Genomic DNA, 16,036 nt, shown 5'->3' with positions numbered 1-16,036 from the left:
TTGCATTGGCAAATTAATACGATGTCCCCAACGACCTGAAGATGCTCGGCAATCATTCTGCTGCATCTTCAAATTGTTGGGTATGGGCAACTGACCAGCCTAAGCCAAGTAGGGCTAAATGGTCTTAATCGCCACGTTTAATTTATCAAACCTTAACTTTCGTTAAAACGATAGTTAAGGCTTGAGGGATTTTTGCAGCCAAAATTTACTGTTAAGTGGCAAATATAAAATAAAAAAGGATTTAAACCTATGTTTTATCTTAAGAATAAGTTGGGAGATCAATAATGACTACTTGGCTTACTATCGGGATATTATTCACTTTTGCCGCCATCGCCTTTGTAATTTATCGCTGGGGTAATGTGAAATGTGTTGGTGTTACACCAGTACGTACCTTTACCTTTATCGCTATCTTATTTACCTCAGGCTTAGATGTGGGACTGATCATGTTCCCATTAACAGAGTTTGCTGGTTATGCCGATTTAGGTGCCAGTCCAGAATATGGTTTTACCAACCCATTAGCGATTGAGTTTGGCTTCTGGGCATTTCTAATCTGGGCCTTTTACTTTTTAACTTGTTTCTATTTTTGTGTCATAGAACCAAGAGTGAAGTTCTTCGAAATTCCGCTGATCAAGTTTATTAACAACGTAGTGATTATTGGTACCTGTGCCTTTACCGCATACCTGTTATTAACCAACTTGCCTTGGTATCTACCCGAAATGGGCGACGGCGAAACCATTGTCAGCAGCTTCTATCTCATCGTATTTGTGATTATTGCGGTAGCCGTGTACTCAAGCACCAGCATTCGCTATGTACGCATTCTTAGCTTAGCCAGTACTTGGTTATTTATAGGCTTGATCGGACTTATGTGGGCTGGCGCTTTCCTATCTGACGGTAGTGGTATTGGTGAGTTTGTTTCAACCTTTGCATTGATTGGCGACTATTTTGGCAATATCCATCACTTTGTACTGCCACTGAATGACTACCATGAGTTTTATCTATTCTGGTGGTTTGCTTGGAGCATCATGATCGGCCAGTTCACCTCACGCTTTGTTGGCGGGATGCGAACTTATCAAGTGTTGATAGCGATGATGGTATTCCCATCACTGCCAATCGCCGTGTGGTTTACCGTGCTTTATTACTACAGCGCCAATGAGATCGCCACCACAGGTTTCTACAACCTCGCCATGGTGTTTGTCGGCATCACATTTGTGGTCAACTCACTCGACTCCTTGATCCGCCTCTATACCGACAACCTTAACCTTACCGTTGAGCGATTCGGCAAGACTAAATACATCATCGGCAATATCGTATTGATGAGTGGCCTGACTTTATTGTTCCAACTAAATTTCCTAGAAATTCAGTGGGTAGGTGCGCTAGCGATTGGTCTGATACTGGCTTGCTTCGGTTATATCTTAGCCACTAAGTATAAGAAAGTAGCCGCTATTGAGCGTTCACCAAAAGAAAACAAAATTGATTTTAGCAAAATTGAATTAGCTAACTAATAAGAAACAAAGGGAAATGATGAAAACTACAATTAAAAATCTTGCACTAGTAGGGCTTATTGCCTTGCCAACAACTGCATTTGCAGGCGTTAGTACTACAATCAACGCAACATCTGATTACACCTTTAACGGTGTGAGCCAAACAGATAATGGCCCCGCTTTACAGGCTAGCCTTGATTACGCTGCTGACGCAGGTTGGTATGTAGGAACTTGGGCATCAAACGTTGATTACGGCTCAGGTGATGACACTTGGTTAGAGCTAGATTTTTACGGCGGCATGTTCTACCAGCTAAGTGAGAGCGTGTCTCTTGACGCCGGTATTGCTTACTATACTTACCATGGCGACTCATTCTCAGACGAGTACCAGTATCCTGAGGTTTATACTAAGTTTGGTTATGGTTCTTCATTGGGTCAGTCAGAGTTAAACTTCTGGTACACATGGGATTACTTTGGTGTTGATACTGGTCACTACATCATGATGGCTGCACACACATTTACTGTCGCTGATGGTCATGATATTCGTATCAGCTTTGACCGTTCAACATCGACAGATGAGAACAAGTGGGCATGGGATGGCGAAAAAGCCTATAACCATTACCGTGCTGAGTATATGACCAGCTGGAAAGGTTTTGACTTTAACCTCGCCGTTGAAGACACCAGTATGGATATCGACACCGCCGATACCCGTGCAGTATTGTCGGTTGCAAGAACCTTTAACTTTTAACTAGTCCAGTACTCGATATACTCTTGTACCTGCAGTCAAAAATGCGGTATAACGCTCTGTCGTTATACCGTATTTTTATATATGGCATCATAGTGCCTTCAATTTAATATCAGTTGCATGGGAAAGTTATGGAAAAGTATGAACAATTATTGATCTCATTGCGTCGAGTGATCCGTGCCATTGATATCCATTCACGCCAATTAAATAAGCAGTCAGGCCTAACTGGCCCGCAGCTGATGGTGATGCAAAATATTGAGCAGCTTGATGCGCCATTGGCAAAAGAGATAGCCAAGGAGGTGTCTCTAAGCCCCGCAACTGTCACCACGATAGTCGATAAATTGGAAAGTCGTCAGTTAGTTATAAGAACCCGCAGCGAAACCGATAAGCGTAGAGTTCACCTTTCATTAAGTGAATCAGGTAAAACCTTATTAAGTAGCTCGCCAAAACCGCTGCAAGAGCATTTTATTACACACTATCAAAACCTTGAACAGTGGGAGCAAAGCCAACTGCTATCATCGGTTGAGCGTATCGCCTCGATGATGGATGCCAATGAGCTAGATGCAGCCCCCGTTCTATTGGTTGGCCAAATTCAAGCGGATGACGCTGCTAAGAGTTAGTTGAGTTGGATATATTAACCCAGCACAAATATCACTTTGCTCTTTATTTGCGAGGCATTAACCGGGCCGATGTCATCGATACCGACACTGTATTTATTCTCGCCCTTAAACCAGAAACGCCCTGAGTGGTCAACGCCAACCAGTGTTTTGACTATGTAGCCGTAGCGAGGGTGAAACAGTTTAATAATGTCGCCAGCTTTTAATCGCTGTAGATTAAAGTGACTAGAAAGTAGAACAAAGTTACCGCTTTTAAGCCTAGGAAACATGCTGTCACCTGAGACTTTATTGACGTTAAGACCAAACATACTTTCAATACCCTATTACAGTTTCGGATAAACAACATGCTCCGCAGGCGGATAGGGGCTCACTGCACGATACACATCTATACCTTTACTGAGCCAAAATATTTCAGCAAAGCGGTTAACCTTAGTTAGTAGATCTAGCGTCACCTCTCTGTCGATATGTTGTTTAGCCTTTGACGCGGCTAACATTATGCTATGCACTAACTCATGTAACTCTGGGTAGGCTTCCAGTTGAGGCTGCTTAATGTAATCACCCCAGATGACTATTATCTCCTCTTTTACTTTGCGGCCATGCTGCTCTTTATCTGCCACTAGGCGGCTAAACTGCGCTTGCTGATTAGCCGTTAGCATCGACCCTTGTGGTAACTCATCTAACAAGTCGACCATTCTAATCATGGTTAATACCGCAAGCTGCGCACTAATAGGATCGTAGATTTTGCAGGGAATATCACAATGTGCAGATACAGTTTCAAGCGGATAAAGCGCATCTATTTTGCTTAGTATTTTAGCTAACATGGGCTCTCCTATTTGTGTACTGCTAAAGCTAATCTTTTTCTTATCACCACTATTGCTGCAACAACAGCCAGTGCCACAGGTGCCGCCCACAATAAGTGCAGTAAGTCAGCAGATGGCGCGCTATGGTCATGGCCTGGATGCGCAATCGCCGATGACGACGTTAATGCCAAAAGTAAGAAAGGTATAGCTTTGAAATTATTCATAAATAATCCTTATGTAAACGTATCAATAGAGGACCTTTTAAAGCCCTTCGGTGACTGCTTATGGTTAATGCAGCTGCGCTGTTCCTGCACCAATTCGCGCAGCGGATTGCTCTAAAGCATCGACACAAGAGTCGCAAATGGGATGACGCTTAGCAAAATCAAGCAACGCAGGAATGGTTAAACTTAAACTTTGGAATGCTGAGCTACGGATGTGATCAGATAACGCGTTGTCAGACGACATCTGCAGTACTTTTTCGTGGGCATTTTTTAAGAAATGTAGTGCCATCTCGCTTTGCTGCTGACGCTCGTGCAGATGAGCTAGGTTATGCATGCCCGCAATCCATGCAAACAACAGTTGCCGATCACCCTCCTCTGTCGACCATTGTGTCTCAATCATCGAGACCGCAAGTTGATAACAGTATTGAGCATCTATCCAAGCAGATTCTTTATAGTGCTGATTTCCCGACTGCATAACATCTTGCCATTTTTCCATCTAACCACCAACCCAATGCGAATGATATTGATTATCATTTAAATCTAACATGGTTAAACAGAGATCTCAAATACCGCTTACATAATTTACTTGTTTAGCATTTACGTAATTTGTCTATTCTGAGGGTAATGGTAATAGACAGCTTAGTGGACAGCTCAGCTCAATCCAGAAGTTAAAACCAGAGTAAGTCGAGACAAGGTGAAAGTGAGTTAAGCGTGGGTAGAGAGTAATTTGAGAATGAGTTGATAGAAAAAATAAACAGTAAAGCAGATATTTGACGTTGAGCATATTTAAAACTACAGAGTGAATGGCTTGCGCCCTCACCCTGATGCTATATGAGCATGAAAAATATAGTTAAAGTAGATTAGCCATTGATTTAGACATGAAGTCACTATAGGGATCTTCTTGGTAATCAGCGAACGGCTTACATTGCTTAAAACCAAACTGTTGATATAACTTCTTAGCAGGCTCAAAGGCGGCCATTGAGCCCGTTTCAAGACTTAAACGTTGATAACCGCGTTGCGTAGCCTCGGTAATAATATGCGCTAAGATTTTATGCGCCACGCCTTGCCTTAAAAAGTCCGCCGAAGTGCGCATTGATTTGATCTCGCCATGTTGCTTATCAAGTTGTTTAAGTGCCCCAATACCAGCTAGCAACTCGCCCTGCCACAGTCCAAAAAAAGTGACGTTATCAGCTTCGAGCCCACTAATATCCAGCGCATGCACACTCTCTGCGGGAGAGTGCGACAGCATATCTTGATGATGTTCCAGTAATAGAACCAGCACTTGCTCACTATCTAATTGTCCAACTCGGATCTGCATATTAGCCTTAGGTTTTAGGTTTTAGGTTTTAGGTTTTAGGTTTTAGGTTTTAGGTTTTAGGTTTTAGGTTTTAGGTTTTAGGTTTTAGGTTTTAGGTTTTAGGTTTTAGGTTTTAGGTTTTAGGTTTTAGGTTTTAGGTTTTAGTAGCCACATCAGATTTGTTATTCATCAAACTTGAGTATTACTCTTTGACTTTAATATCCTACTATAGACATACCATGTGCGACTCACTTTTGGACAGAAATTGGTTAGTACTTAATCTTTGAATGCAACGATAGCCATTAGGGAAAGTATGGCACTCAAATATTATGCGGTAACGCTGCGTCAAGTTGTGAGTAACTCAACCATTGAACCACTGAACCTAAGCTATTGTGCCGTCATCACTACCCCTTAAATGCTAAGCGTTCCGAATATGCCTTCAACTCTTTGTTATTTAACGCCCTAATAATGGGCAAATAATGCTTGGCTAAAATGTTGAGGAACGAAAACAGCCAACTGTTTTTTGTCCTTATTAATTAGCTTGTTAGGTATACTTATCCGTGATGTCGACGGATATGTTTAACTAAGCCTGATTTATCAAATTCAAGTGAGACAATATTAGTTTTACTGTACTCGATAGTTTTGTCTATATGAGAAGGTTTAACTTTACCTGATTCAGTCATTTTTACAAAAACCACATTTGCACCAACCATTATTTCATTTACTTCGATTGAGCTATGTATGACTTCATCTTTCAATTTATTGATCATATCCTCGCGGAGTTTAGCCTTATCTGTGTAAGTAAACTTAAACTTAACGTGTTCATCAATGAAGTCATCTGATAGTAGCGAGATATAATTTTCTATTTCTTTGATTGTGGTGTTGGGTTGTTGACGAGCATTTTTAGCTGCGACAAATGCTTTAGCTTTATCGATTAATTGCTCTGGCGTGTAATTATCTTTTCCATGACTAGAAAATGAAAAAAGAAAGACAAATAACACTAATATAGATTTTTTCATCATACTCTCCTTGTATACCTAACGCCCCTCTAATAAGTGAACCATGTGCTGGCGGGCGATTTGCTCAGCAAATGGCATGACAGCCTTGGAGAATTTTAATTCAGAGGCTTGTTAGTAGCCTTTGCAAACAGCCAAACATCTCTATTTGCATATAAAACCCAGCTAAGCTTCGGGGATACTAAATAGAAACACAAAATATCGGTAGTATCCTGAAAATCAGAAAAATCTTTCCAATTTAAATGAAAGCTACCACTCAACCGCCTGATTTCACCAGTAGACTTATATATCCGTTCAAATGTCTCAAAAGCAAATACAGTCTCATTACTCTTAAATTCAGGGAGGGGTGAGAATAATTGTTCAAAATCTTCTTTGGTTAGCCAATTGTCTAGCTCTGAATTTTCACCTTGAATCATTGCCCAATCACTAGATATAAGGTTCAATTCAAGATCGTTTTCTATGTCAATAATTGACTTCAAATCGTCAAACTTCAATTGCCCCCTCCTTGGCTACTAGACATAATGACTCCCCACTAAAGATGCTGATCTCCAATCAATCGTGGGTTAGCTGAAAGCCAGAGCCATAATAGTTTTGTTAAAGAAACTAAATCGGAGATCAGCATGAATAAACATAACATACTTTTTATTGGCCTTGATACACATAAAGAATTTGTAGAAGTTGCTTATATTGAAGATCAAAGAGGAGCGCAAGCGGTTCATTTTGGGCGAGTTTCAAGTGCCAAAGCGTCTATAATCAAACTTGCTAGGCAGTTTCAATCTAAGTATCCAGAAGCAACCTTACACTTTGTGTATGAGGCAGGACCCTGCGGTTACTGGATCTACCGATTGCTTACCAGCCTAGGTCACTGTTGCTATGTTATAGCCCCTTCACTTATTCCCAAAAAGCCTGGTGAGAAAATTAAAACCGATAAACGTGATGCGCTTAAATTAGCAAAGCTGCTTAAGTCGGAAGATCTTACCGCGATTTATGTTCCAGAGCCTGAAGATGAAGCTATCCGCGATTTATCTCGTGCTCGTGAGACCGCGATGAAAGATTTAAAAGACGCCAAATACCAGCTTAAAGCGCTTCAGCTTAGAAATAACATCAACTATAAGGGCACCGCTAATTGGTCGCTAAAGCACTTACGCTGGCTGACTGAACTGATATTGCCGCACCCGAGTCAACAGATTGTCTTGCAAGAATACTTACAAACCATTTCAGAGCGGATCGCGAGGCTAAAACGGCTAGACAATGAACTTGAGCATCACGTTAAAAAGTGGCGTTACTATCCGGTCATCAAAGCCATACAAGCATTACGTGGAGTGAGGTTACTGGTTGCTGCAGGTGTCATTGCTGAGTTGGGAGACTTAACTCGCTTTGATCATCCCCGAAAACTAATGAGTTATGTAGGCCTAGTTCCATCGGAACACTCAAGTGGTGGAAAGCGGCATGTGGGTGCGATAACGAAATGCGGCAATGGTCGAGCAAGGCGGCTATTAGTCGAAGGGGCTCACTCCTATCGCTACCCCGCTAAGATCTCAACCGAGATGCAAATAAGACAAGAAGGTTTACCGAAAGAAATCATTGATATTGCATGGCAAGCGCAGCTTAGGCTTTGTCGTCGATACCAAAAACTCACGTACAAAGGTAAACATAACAACGTAGTCGTGACAGCCATAGCCAGAGAAATTATTGCTTATATTTGGGCTATTTCACGAGAAGTGGTACTGACAAATGTTAACCCTAAACTACGGTTGTCGAGAGTACCTGCATGATGAACGATTTTGAGCTAATACAGTGGGTCAAGCATCGGATGTGACACGATCACCGAGGGCGTTAGGATGGCAATACGGTTAACTCTGTATTGAACCACGAACATAGACTGAAGACAGGTGTCACGACGGATTATGTAAGGTAGGCGCTGCTTATTGAAAGATAAGTAATCCACGGATATCAGCATGACAACCGACGAAATTGCTTGCTTCATCGACTGTGTTAGCTCAATCCAATTTGGATGAGAAGAAAAGATAAAGGCTTAAGTATTTAGGCCGGTATCGTCATGTTCTGCTTGACGTGGGGAGTCATACCAACGCCCTAATAATGGGCAAATAATTGTTGGCTAAAATAAGCGACGAAGGAGCAAACAGCCAACTGTTATTTGTCCTTATTTATTAGCTTGTTAGGTAAATTTATACTCTAAACTTTAAATGGTTTTTTACTGCGTAATAGAAACACATAAAAGAAATAATAATTTTAGGTGCTACAACGATATAAAACATGACAGGCTCTTCCGATAAGTAATACCTGCCATTTCGACCTAAAGCATAGCCATCAATAATATTGAGGAATGCTAATCCAGCAAACACTAAAGCAATAACAAGTAGTATTAAGTTATCTCGAACTGAAAACTTTTTATCTGCTTCATCCTTTGGTGACTTCATAACACTCCGTGTTTGCCTATTTACCTAACGATCTAGCTCACGAGCCGCAGGTCTCGTGAAGCGAGTTGTTAAGGATGACTGGAGTGCAAGCCTGCAGGCTATGTTCAACTTATTTCATCCCTAAAAAATAGATGTTCCACTGAAGCCCCTCTGGGAAGCTTATTGTCTTCAGGGAGTATCCTTACTTGACGTGCTCGTTGTGTCCTTTTGAACCCGTTCAACGGCGCAAACGAGTTGCGTCAAGCTAGCATATTTACACGACCGCTTCCAATCACCTTTTCGACTTGAAATATCTGTTTATAGGTCTAAAACTGATTTTACAAATGCCGAAAATAAGCTACCCAGACGTCTTTAACGCCCTAATAATGGGCAAATTCAGTTGGTTAAAATACGCGACGAAGGAGCAAAAACCAACTGTTATTTGTCCTTATTTATTAGCTTGTTATATTCGGCTTAGCCGCTAACTACCATTAATTTACTTACGCTACTTATTCTTGAATCTTTAAGTACAGTCATAAGCCGAAATGAAGTATTTAATTTAGTATCCAATTTAAAGTCAGACCATTCGAATTCTATGTAGAATTTCCCATTTTCATCTTTAACCGCAATCAAAGGAGAACTAGGGAAAATAGAGTCTAAAATATCAACATTCTCTTGAACGAAATAAAAACCAACGTCTGAAATTAGATAAAAGCTATCTTTTGGAAATGACACTTCAATTTTAATTTTTCCAAACTGACAAGGAAATTTACCTCTTACAATATCTAAGTTTTTTATGTCAGGTGGGTATAAATGACTATTCCATTCTATTTCCGCATCTAAATCTACATAAAAGTGAGATCGTACACCAGGGGAGCACCCAAAAGCACTTGATACATAAAAAGACATCGATATAAAAAGGAGTAGCAATTGCTTCATAATGCCTCTAAGAATATAACGCCCCGCTAAGGGGAAATTTGTAGTTGGCTAAAATTGTTGAACGGAGTGAAAACAGCCAACTGTAAATTTTCCCTCTTGAGCGCCTTGTTAGGTGCACTTTTCATCCGTAACTATAAGGTAATTAACTACTTTTTTACTTTCGGAGTTAATTAATTCAGCAATACAAACAATATCACCTTTTTCCGTTTGCCACATACCACCAACTTCAACCCGCTTTTTTTCTGCATTTAACACTTTAGCTGTAAAATTTAACTTAGCGGAAAATCCTGTTCTAGCTGGTCCAGTTGCACTGTGTTCTTTAACAGAGAGAATTTCGGTTTTAAAATACAAGCCTTCAGAAACAGAATAAGTCCCTATGCTCCCAAATCTGAATATAACTATTGAAACTAAAGCTGTGACAAAGGCAAATAGAACAAACCATTTAACTTTCACCTTAGTTTTTAGTCGCACTCGATATGGAGAACCCATGTGCACCTAACGCCCGCTTAAGCGGACAAAAATTGTTGGTTATAATGTGAAGCGAAGCGGAACCTAACCAACTGTTTTTGTTCCGTTTAAAGCGCTTGTTATGTTTCGCTTAATACTTGCTCTACTTCACCCGCTGGGACTACAGAAAATTGCAATGGATTCTCTTTATCAAACTTTTCGATAAGCTCGATAACTTTAATTCTTGGAATACCAATAATTGTATTATCCTTTTTATATTCAATGCCTATGCCTGCGAATCTAAAAGTTTCATCTAAGCAATCCTTTAACTCTTGGTTCTTAGAGAAGAAATACATAGGGCCGCCGCTCATCCCTTGAGGATGAGGCCCTGTACTCACATCACCTTGATATTTCAAGTTAACCTTTTCACGGATATACTCCCCCGTGATTTCTACATTGTTATTTTTATGAATTTTTGAAATTATTGTAAAATAACGAGCATTCTTAAAATAATTACCGCTTTCGTCAATGTAAACGAATTTACTGGCTAAGCCATCTTTAGAATGGCTTTTGTGAACTTTTTTAGATTTTGACTTACTTGCAGGGAAACCTGTCCATGCAAATCCCTTTCTTTCAAACCCTTTTAGACTCGTTTCATCCAAATTGAAATAGTTTTTGCTTTCTAAAGCTTGATTGAAGCAATCAACAATTACTAAATCTTCGTCTTCAAATACTTGATGGCCTATTGCGAAGCCAAGAATTTGATAAAAATCACCATCAAGGCCAAACGTATACATACTTTCAAAATTAACGCCGTCGTTTAATGCATGTGCCGCAAATAGGATATAGTGATGACCTTTATATTTTGCCAGAGTTCCTGTTGATGAGAATAGGTAGTTACCAAGCTCGTCTTTCGTGTATAAAGGAATTACAAACCTTTGAGATTGTCTGTCATAACTGTCAGATTGATAAGAAGAAGTATTAACCATTTTATCCTACTATTTAATTGAACACGGCCGAGAAGAAGAAACATAACGATCTAGCTCACGAGCCGCAGGTCTCGTGAAGCGAGTTGTTAAGGATGACTGGAGTGCAAGCCTGCAGGCTATGTTCAACTTATTTCATCCCTAAAAAATAGATGTTCCACTGAAGCCCCTCTGGGAAGCTTATTGTCTTCAGGGAGTATCCTTACTTGACGTGCTCGTTGTGTCCTTTTGAACCCGTTCAACGGCGCAAACGAGTTGCGTCAAGCTAGCATATTTACACGACCGCTTCCAATCACCTTTTCGACTTGAAATATCTGTTTATAGGTCTAAAACTGATTTTACAAATGCCGAAAATAAGCTACCCAGACGTCTTTAACATTTTAATATACGGCGTGCGCGTTTTGCCAAACCATGTTGAGAAAGCGTGCACAGTAAAAAGTCTGAAAAGTTCATTAATAACAGCTTATTAAACCTTTACGCTTAAGATTGTATCCAATACACCTAGGGAGAAAAGTGAGTCGCACACTTTGCTTTCCGGTTATCTGAACTTTTCATGAACGCACACTTACATCTTACTGAATTTACGCCTATTTCTCTTTTCACTCAATAGCAAACCGTGAACTGATTACGCAAAATTTAGAGATTAACCGCACAAAACCGATACTACTGTATAAAAGTACAAGCATTGGTTAACTAAAAGGTTCTCGCTAGGCGGAACCCATACCTTTCCGACTGATGAGAAAAAGTATTACAAAGAGGTCAGTGCTGCATAGGGCAAATTATTGGAGATAACACGTAATGGGGCATAAATGCGTTAGCTGCTGACCAAAGTGGTTCCAAAGACCTGCGGTCAGCGTATGTGCAGACGCAACTGAGGCTCGCTTTGCGCCGTCAGACCTCCAGGGATGGAGGAAATGCCAAATTCTGTAAGGAACAGAATTGGCCCTGAAACCGAAGGCCTCAGCCGGACTACACTGAGTTTGAAAAGCGCAAACTCTCTGCATTTGAGTTTTCAAATTTAAAGACCGAGATCTAGGTGAGTACTTCTCGCTAACAGAAAACACCCATTCCCCATCGAAGTTGCTGAAGTGCGCAGATAAAAATGCCGTAGAGCCATCAGGGATGTGGGCATAGCTTTCGCGGGACAGGCCGTTCCTTGGCATCCATGCCATCACGGCATTTGTAACTCCATTTACATCAGATGTCCCATCGGAAGCGTTAGGCGATTTTTATTGGAGTATGAGGCCCGTATCTAATGCATTTAACTTCGCCGGGGCGCTGTGGGATTGACTCTTGTGAAATCAACAGTGGGGACAAGCGCTTTACCCCTTGGCTCGACTCTTGATTACAAGAATGGGGGAAGCGCCACGACTTGGATTTAGATTTGGAAAAACAATTGCTGATAGAGCAGCCAGCACTCTTTCGGGCACTATTGGGTTAAACTTTAGCAAAAGCGGTTCCAATTACCGCTAGCCAGCACATGTGCAAAGCGATACTTTGCACAACCTCCCACCTTACCCATAAGGCTTTTTCACTAAAACCGATCACCGTGGTATATTAGCGCCCATATTCATTCAGGCAGTTAAAAGGTTATTTCATGAAAATCGGTATTATTGGCGCTATGGAGCCAGAAGTTGCGCATTTAGTTGAGTCGATGGAAAACTCGACCTCTACCACTATTGCGGGTATCGAGTTTGTCACTGGTCAATTAGCTGGCAAAGAGGTTATTGTTACTCGCTCTGGTATTGGTAAAGTGACCGCAAGCATTGCCACTACGCTACTTATCGAAAAGTACGCACCTGATGCGATAATTAACACCGGATCTGCAGGTGGTTTCGTCGATAGCCTAACGATTGGCGATATTGTCATTTCGTCTGAAGTGCGTCATCACGATGTTGATGTAACCGCTTTTGGTTATGAAATTGGCCAAATGGCGCAGCAGCCAGCCGCCTTTATTCCAGATGCAGCGTTAGTTGCAGCAGCCAAAAAAGCGGTTGCTAGCCTTGGCGAAGTTAAAACCATTGAAGGCTTAATCTGTACTGGTGATAGTTTTATTTGCGACCCAGTACGCACTAAGACCATGTTAGAAAACTTCCCAACAATGGCGGCATGCGAAATGGAAGCGGCTGCAATTGCCCAAGTTTGTCATCAGTTTGCTATGCCATTTGTGGTTATCCGTTCGCTTTCAGATAATGCTAACGACGATTCTGCTGTCGATTTTGACGAGTACATTGTTAAAGCGGGTCACCATTCAGCATTAATGGTTATCGCACTTATTGAGCAGTTAGCTAGCTAACGCTTACCGAAGAAATTTAAGGATATAACAGACGCTATGGTTCCGGAGTTTACGAAAATCTTCTCGCAAGATAGTCAACTTTATATCGGTGCTATAGTGCTGTTAATGTCGATTCTTATCGCCAGAATGGCGCCGTTGCCACGTCAGTTACAGCCATTAGAGTGGTTAACGGACCTAGCCAAGAGTTTAAGTCTCAAAGTAAACCACACTCATCGAGCATCATCGCAGCAATTCATAGCCGGCATGCTGTCGACAATACTGTTAGTCCTGCCTTTTTGGTTGATCATTAGCTTCTTCATTGAGCTCGCCGAATTCCCATGGTTTTTCGAAGCCTTGATTATCTATGTTTGCTTACAAGATGATCACTTTAGATATATCGCCAATGAAGTGGCGATTTCAATCCGCCGTGACAATAAAGCACGCGCACGCGCGCTACTATTGCCTTGGCTCAATCGCAGCACCCAATCTCTATCGAGTGTCGGGCTGAGTAAAGTCACCATAGAGCGTGTTGCCAACACCCCGACTTATGGCATTGCATCCACGGCATTTTTTTACTGTATTGGCGGAGTCCCGCTGCTGCTGATAGCGAGAATGATAAAACAGCTGGACAGTACTTGGCCTGTTAATAATCCTCAATATCGCTATTTTGGCATGCCCGCGTATGCACTCAGTGCAGTGCTTCACTTTATCCCTGCCAAGCTGTGGAGCTTTACCCTTGCCATTCAAGGTGGACCAAAAAGCTTGGCCACCCTGTGTAACCCACGTATTAATGCCACACCGATTATTGAGTACCAAACCAATGCTGTTATCGCCAGTGCATTAAATATTGAGCTCGCTGGCCCAGCTAAATTCTCGGCCGGTAAAAGTGCAGAACAAAAGGTCAGCATGCCAAAGTTAAAATATGGGCCACTGCCAGCAGATGGTGATATTCAGCGTGCCCTAAAGCTCAATTCGATAGCATTTGGCTTGTGGATTATTTCGATAGTGCTGTTACCTGTTATCTGGGGAGCACTGCGAGTATTGAACGGTTAAACCACAGTAACGACTTCAGTGGCTTATAATTAACCACTTAGATACTAATTTCCTCAGATAAAGTTCACCATCTTGTATAAATTGTTGGCGTTGGTATTATTCTTGTTCTGGTCAATATCTCATTAAAGGCTTATCCGTTTGTTAGATAACATTCATGTGTCACTCACAACACCTGCGTTGCTCTTTCCTGCAATTTCTTTGCTATTACTGGCCTATACCAACCGTTTCTTTGCGTTAGCAGCGCTTATTCGTAGCTTAAGCTCCGATGGCCAACCTATTCACGATAGCCAGCTTAAGAATTTGCGTCAGCGTATTAGCATTATCAAACGCATGCAGGAGTCAGGTGTTCTAAGTTTTGCGTTGTGCGTGTTATGCATGATCTTTATCTATATTGGCTTTAATAAAGTCGGCTCGCTTATTTTTGGCTGTAGTTTGCTATTACTGCTTTACTCTCTATTGTTATCGGTTATCGAGATCCGCATCTCTGTTGATGCATTAAACATCCATCTAAAAGAGCTGGACAGATGATCGATTGGATCTATTTCTTTGATTTATGTGGTACCTCAGTATTTGCACTGTCGGGGGCATTAGCCGCTGGTCGGCACAAAATGGATCCGTTTGGCGTGATTGTATTAGCGTCGGTAACGGCTATCGGTGGGGGTAGTATTCGCGATGCCATATTGGGCGCAACGCCAGTTTTTTGGATCCAAGATCCCAACTATATCATTGTCATTTTAGCCACAGTGCTACTCACATTTATTTTTGTGCGCCAGCCGAAACGAGTACCTCGGTATATCTTCCCTGTCGCTGATGCATTTGGACTGGCACTGTTTACCATTATTGGTGCAGAGAAAGCCTTAAGCCTAGAACTGGGCGGCATGATCGCAGTGGTAATGGGGCTTATCACGGGGGTTGGCGGCGGCATTATTCGCGACCTACTTTGCCAACAAGTACCTATGGTGCTGCGCACTGAGATCTATGCGACGGCATCAATAATCGGTGGAATCTGTTACAGCGTTAGCTTATATTGGGGAGCGCCCGATATGTTTGCGTTGCTGTTTGCAATGGCAACCGCCTTAATCATTAGATTAGCCGCAATTCGCTGGCATCTGTCCTTACCCGCTTTTGACTTAAAGACGCAACAATAATGAAATTACGATTTTTCAGTTTGATCTTAGTTTTTTTCAGCCTTCCTTCCTTTGCTAACAGCGGCGACATGCCCAAAGAGCAACAGTTAGCGGTCAAGTATATTCAGGCTTTTACTAGCCAAGATTATGCAAAGTTAACCTCATTTTATAATCGTGACAGTGTGTTTAATGACAGAACTGCTAGCCGGAAATACACAGGTAAGCGCCATATATTAAGCTTCTTGAAGCGCGCCCATCAAGGCGTACTTGAATACACTTTTAGTATTGAACATATGTTTAATTCGGGCTCTCTAGTCGTGCTAATAGGAAACTATCGTTACAAGGGGCCAGGGGAGCAGTTCGGCAAGCCTGGGCGTATCATTGATATCGCCATTCCCGGCGTGACCACCTTGAGTCTCGACATGACCAACAACCGCATCAAAGAGCACCAAGATTTAATGGACTACCAAACTATGTCCGATCAATTATCAACTCAGTAAATAATCATTAACTAGGGTGAATTCACAATAGCAAGCTCAATACTTCACCGCTACAGCAGCATATCAATTCAACCTTAATGGGCGCTAGATCGCATTTAGGTGTTTTGTAGGAAAC

General features: G+C 41.6%; 20 protein-coding genes. 9 read left to right on the top strand and 11 right to left on the bottom strand.

Annotated elements, in window-relative coordinates; translation table 11 throughout:
* The first annotated feature begins 284 nt into the window (after positions 1–284).
* The 3 genes from JK628_RS06060 to JK628_RS06050 all read left to right on the top strand — a co-directional run bounded on the left by JK628_RS06060 (position 285) and on the right by JK628_RS06050 (position 2,843).
* Positions 285–1,502: a BCCT family transporter gene (locus tag JK628_RS06060; RefSeq protein ID WP_202288502.1), complete on the top strand. Its 1,218-nt coding sequence runs from the start codon at positions 285–287 to the stop codon at positions 1,500–1,502.
* A gap of 19 nt (positions 1,503–1,521) precedes the next feature.
* Positions 1,522–2,226 (top strand): TorF family putative porin, encoded by a 705-nt coding sequence (locus JK628_RS06055; protein WP_202289729.1) that lies wholly within the window; start codon positions 1,522–1,524, stop codon positions 2,224–2,226.
* 128 nt (positions 2,227–2,354) lie between these two features.
* Positions 2,355–2,843 carry a MarR family winged helix-turn-helix transcriptional regulator gene (locus tag JK628_RS06050; RefSeq protein ID WP_202288500.1) on the top strand — a complete coding sequence of 163 codons (489 nt, stop codon included), beginning with the start codon at positions 2,355–2,357 and terminating at the stop codon, positions 2,841–2,843.
* A 14-nt stretch (positions 2,844–2,857) separates the two neighbouring features.
* Here JK628_RS06050 and sodX read toward each other — a convergent pair whose 3' ends face one another.
* From sodX to JK628_RS06015, 7 genes are all read right to left on the bottom strand, one after another.
* On the bottom strand, positions 2,858–3,148 hold the full coding sequence (sodX, locus tag JK628_RS06045) for a nickel-type superoxide dismutase maturation protease (RefSeq protein WP_202288498.1): 291 nt from the start codon (positions 3,146–3,148) through the stop codon (positions 2,858–2,860).
* A gap of 15 nt (positions 3,149–3,163) precedes the next feature.
* On the bottom strand, positions 3,164–3,661 hold the full coding sequence (gene sodN, locus JK628_RS06040) for a superoxide dismutase, Ni (RefSeq protein ID WP_202288496.1): 498 nt from the start codon (positions 3,659–3,661) through the stop codon (positions 3,164–3,166).
* Between the two features lie 8 nt (positions 3,662–3,669).
* Complete coding sequence (locus tag JK628_RS06035; RefSeq protein ID WP_202288494.1) at positions 3,670–3,864, bottom strand: hypothetical protein; 195 nt, start codon at positions 3,862–3,864, stop codon at positions 3,670–3,672.
* 64 nt (positions 3,865–3,928) lie between these two features.
* A complete protein-coding gene (locus tag JK628_RS06030; protein ID WP_202288492.1) occupies positions 3,929–4,357 on the bottom strand; it encodes a DUF2753 family protein in 429 nt (142 codons plus the stop codon).
* Positions 4,358–4,711: 354 nt separating this feature from the next.
* Complete coding sequence (locus JK628_RS06025) at positions 4,712–5,179, bottom strand: GNAT family N-acetyltransferase (RefSeq protein WP_202288490.1); 468 nt, start codon at positions 5,177–5,179, stop codon at positions 4,712–4,714.
* 533 nt (positions 5,180–5,712) lie between these two features.
* Positions 5,713–6,180 carry a nuclear transport factor 2 family protein gene (locus JK628_RS06020; protein WP_237524158.1) on the bottom strand — a complete coding sequence of 156 codons (468 nt, stop codon included), beginning with the start codon at positions 6,178–6,180 and terminating at the stop codon, positions 5,713–5,715.
* Positions 6,181–6,272: 92 nt separating this feature from the next.
* Positions 6,273–6,668 carry a hypothetical protein gene (locus tag JK628_RS06015; protein ID WP_202288488.1) on the bottom strand — a complete coding sequence of 132 codons (396 nt, stop codon included), beginning with the start codon at positions 6,666–6,668 and terminating at the stop codon, positions 6,273–6,275.
* 126 nt (positions 6,669–6,794) lie between these two features.
* Between JK628_RS06015 and JK628_RS06010 the strand changes: the two genes are divergently transcribed.
* On the top strand, positions 6,795–7,949 hold the full coding sequence (locus JK628_RS06010) for an IS110 family transposase (RefSeq protein WP_202288486.1): 1,155 nt from the start codon (positions 6,795–6,797) through the stop codon (positions 7,947–7,949).
* Positions 7,950–8,363: 414 nt separating this feature from the next.
* Here the strand turns inward: JK628_RS06010 and JK628_RS06005 are convergent, their stop codons facing one another.
* The 4 genes from JK628_RS06005 to JK628_RS05990 form a co-directional block, all read right to left on the bottom strand.
* Positions 8,364–8,615: a hypothetical protein gene (locus JK628_RS06005; protein ID WP_202288484.1), complete on the bottom strand. Its 252-nt coding sequence runs from the start codon at positions 8,613–8,615 to the stop codon at positions 8,364–8,366.
* Positions 8,616–9,068: 453 nt separating this feature from the next.
* Positions 9,069–9,533 (bottom strand): hypothetical protein, encoded by a 465-nt coding sequence (locus JK628_RS06000; RefSeq protein WP_202288482.1) that lies wholly within the window; start codon positions 9,531–9,533, stop codon positions 9,069–9,071.
* Between the two features lie 108 nt (positions 9,534–9,641).
* Positions 9,642–10,022, bottom strand: coding sequence for a hypothetical protein (locus JK628_RS05995; protein ID WP_202288480.1), 381 nt, complete (start codon positions 10,020–10,022; stop codon positions 9,642–9,644).
* 98 nt (positions 10,023–10,120) lie between these two features.
* Complete coding sequence (locus JK628_RS05990) at positions 10,121–10,969, bottom strand: hypothetical protein (protein WP_202288478.1); 849 nt, start codon at positions 10,967–10,969, stop codon at positions 10,121–10,123.
* A 1,594-nt stretch (positions 10,970–12,563) separates the two neighbouring features.
* Here JK628_RS05990 and mtnN point away from each other — a divergent pair.
* The 5 genes from mtnN (at position 12,564) to JK628_RS05965 (ending at position 15,921) form a co-directional block, all read left to right on the top strand.
* Entirely contained in the window at positions 12,564–13,262 is a 699-nt protein-coding gene (gene mtnN / locus JK628_RS05985; protein ID WP_202288476.1) for a 5'-methylthioadenosine/S-adenosylhomocysteine nucleosidase, read from the top strand.
* 36 nt (positions 13,263–13,298) lie between these two features.
* Positions 13,299–14,294 (top strand): cobalamin biosynthesis protein CobD/CbiB, encoded by a 996-nt coding sequence (locus JK628_RS05980; RefSeq protein WP_202288474.1) that lies wholly within the window; start codon positions 13,299–13,301, stop codon positions 14,292–14,294.
* A gap of 150 nt (positions 14,295–14,444) precedes the next feature.
* Positions 14,445–14,822, top strand: a complete 378-nt coding sequence (locus JK628_RS05975; RefSeq protein ID WP_202289727.1) for a DUF2721 domain-containing protein — start codon at positions 14,445–14,447, stop codon at positions 14,820–14,822.
* A complete protein-coding gene (locus JK628_RS05970) occupies positions 14,819–15,442 on the top strand; it encodes a trimeric intracellular cation channel family protein (RefSeq protein ID WP_202288472.1) in 624 nt (207 codons plus the stop codon). Before JK628_RS05975 ends, JK628_RS05970 begins: the two co-directional genes overlap by 4 nt.
* Positions 15,442–15,921, top strand: coding sequence for a nuclear transport factor 2 family protein (locus JK628_RS05965; protein WP_202288470.1), 480 nt, complete (start codon positions 15,442–15,444; stop codon positions 15,919–15,921). Before JK628_RS05970 ends, JK628_RS05965 begins: the two co-directional genes overlap by 1 nt.
* Positions 15,922–16,036 lie beyond the last annotated feature (115 nt).

The organism is Shewanella sp. KX20019 (genome assembly GCF_016757755.1).
Taxonomy (GTDB): Bacteria; Pseudomonadota; Gammaproteobacteria; order Enterobacterales; family Shewanellaceae; genus Shewanella.
The sequence above is the reverse complement of the archived record's forward strand: the minus strand, read 5'-3'. Positions and strand labels throughout refer to the sequence as shown.

Excerpts from the sequence above, each read along its gene's own strand:
- JK628_RS06060 (WP_202288502.1), top strand. The coding sequence starts at position 285 with ATGACTACTTGGCTTACTATCGGGATATTATTCACTTTTGCCGCCATC.
- JK628_RS05990 (WP_202288478.1), bottom strand. The coding sequence starts at position 10,969 with ATGGTTAATACTTCTTCTTATCAATCTGACAGTTATGACAGACAATCT.
- JK628_RS06050 (WP_202288500.1), top strand. The coding sequence starts at position 2,355 with ATGGAAAAGTATGAACAATTATTGATCTCATTGCGTCGAGTGATCCGT.
- JK628_RS05970 (WP_202288472.1), top strand. The coding sequence starts at position 14,819 with ATGATCGATTGGATCTATTTCTTTGATTTATGTGGTACCTCAGTATTT.
- JK628_RS06035 (WP_202288494.1), bottom strand. The coding sequence starts at position 3,864 with ATGAATAATTTCAAAGCTATACCTTTCTTACTTTTGGCATTAACGTCG.
- JK628_RS06030 (WP_202288492.1), bottom strand. The coding sequence starts at position 4,357 with ATGGAAAAATGGCAAGATGTTATGCAGTCGGGAAATCAGCACTATAAA.
- sodX (WP_202288498.1), bottom strand. The coding sequence starts at position 3,148 with ATGTTTGGTCTTAACGTCAATAAAGTCTCAGGTGACAGCATGTTTCCT.
- JK628_RS06025 (WP_202288490.1), bottom strand. The coding sequence starts at position 5,179 with ATGCAGATCCGAGTTGGACAATTAGATAGTGAGCAAGTGCTGGTTCTA.
- JK628_RS05980 (WP_202288474.1), top strand. The coding sequence starts at position 13,299 with ATGGTTCCGGAGTTTACGAAAATCTTCTCGCAAGATAGTCAACTTTAT.
- mtnN (WP_202288476.1), top strand. The coding sequence starts at position 12,564 with ATGAAAATCGGTATTATTGGCGCTATGGAGCCAGAAGTTGCGCATTTA.
- JK628_RS06020 (WP_237524158.1), bottom strand. The coding sequence starts at position 6,180 with ATGATGAAAAAATCTATATTAGTGTTATTTGTCTTTCTTTTTTCATTT.
- JK628_RS06055 (WP_202289729.1), top strand. The coding sequence starts at position 1,522 with ATGAAAACTACAATTAAAAATCTTGCACTAGTAGGGCTTATTGCCTTG.
- sodN (WP_202288496.1), bottom strand. The coding sequence starts at position 3,661 with ATGTTAGCTAAAATACTAAGCAAAATAGATGCGCTTTATCCGCTTGAA.
- JK628_RS05995 (WP_202288480.1), bottom strand. The coding sequence starts at position 10,022 with ATGGGTTCTCCATATCGAGTGCGACTAAAAACTAAGGTGAAAGTTAAA.
- JK628_RS06010 (WP_202288486.1), top strand. The coding sequence starts at position 6,795 with ATGAATAAACATAACATACTTTTTATTGGCCTTGATACACATAAAGAA.
- JK628_RS05965 (WP_202288470.1), top strand. The coding sequence starts at position 15,442 with ATGAAATTACGATTTTTCAGTTTGATCTTAGTTTTTTTCAGCCTTCCT.
- JK628_RS06000 (WP_202288482.1), bottom strand. The coding sequence starts at position 9,533 with ATGAAGCAATTGCTACTCCTTTTTATATCGATGTCTTTTTATGTATCA.
- JK628_RS06005 (WP_202288484.1), bottom strand. The coding sequence starts at position 8,615 with ATGAAGTCACCAAAGGATGAAGCAGATAAAAAGTTTTCAGTTCGAGAT.